The sequence below is a fragment of the Bradyrhizobium sp. CCBAU 11430 genome (genome assembly GCF_028128855.1).
Classification (GTDB): domain Bacteria; phylum Pseudomonadota; class Alphaproteobacteria; order Rhizobiales; family Xanthobacteraceae; genus Bradyrhizobium; species Bradyrhizobium ottawaense.
This window is the reverse complement of record NZ_LBJV01000014.1, coordinates 1-809: the sequence shown is the minus strand read 5'-3', so window position 1 is coordinate 809 and position 809 is coordinate 1. Positions and strand designations below refer to the sequence as shown.

Sequence of the window (809 nt, the reverse complement as noted above, 5' to 3'; positions counted from 1 at the left end):
CCTGTCGGAACGGCGGGCCTGCTCGATTGTGGGGGCGGATCGGAAGATGATCCGCTATCGCTCCAGCCGCCCGCCGGACGCAGTTCTGCGTGGCCGATTGCGCGATCTCGCCAACGAGCGGCGGCGTTTCGGCTATCGCCGGTTGTTCGTCTTGCTGCGGCGGGAGGGCGAGCCATCGGGGATCAACCGGATCTACCGGCTTTACCGCGAGGAAGGGCTCACCGTCCGCAAACGGCGGGCTCGCCGCAAGGCCGTGGGGACCCGTGCCCCGATCCTGGTCGAGGCGAGGCCGAACGCGCGTTGGTCGCTGGACTTCGTCCACGACCAGTTCGCCAATGGCCGACGCTTTCGCATCCTCAACATCGTCGACGACGTCACCAAGGAATGCCTGGGCGCCATTCCGGAGACGTCGGTCTCGGGGCGGCGCGTGGCCCGCGAACTGACGGCAATCGTCCAGCGACGCGGCAAGCCAGGAATGATCGTGTCTGACCATGGCACCGAATTCACCTGCAACGCCATGCTCGCTTGGTGCAAGGACGCAGCCATCGATTGGCACTTCATTACGCCGGGAAAGCCGATGCAGAACGGCTTCGTCGAGAGTTTCAATGGCCGGATGCGCGATGAGCTACTCAACGAGACCCTGTTCTTCGACCTCGATGACGCCCGCGCCAAGATCGCCAACTGGGTCGCCGACTACAATCTCCAGCGTCCCCACTCGTCGCTGAAATACCTGACCCCCGCGGCCTACGCCGCCCACCTCACCGCAACGGACGATCGGCTGCGCAACCCCGACCAGCTCCGCCGATCGT

At 65.3% G+C, this 809-nt stretch carries 1 protein-coding gene; it reads left to right on the top strand.

What is annotated here, in order from left to right:
• A partial coding sequence (locus XI04_RS08105; RefSeq protein WP_271623549.1) for an IS3 family transposase occupies positions 1–809 on the top strand: 809 nt, incomplete at both ends.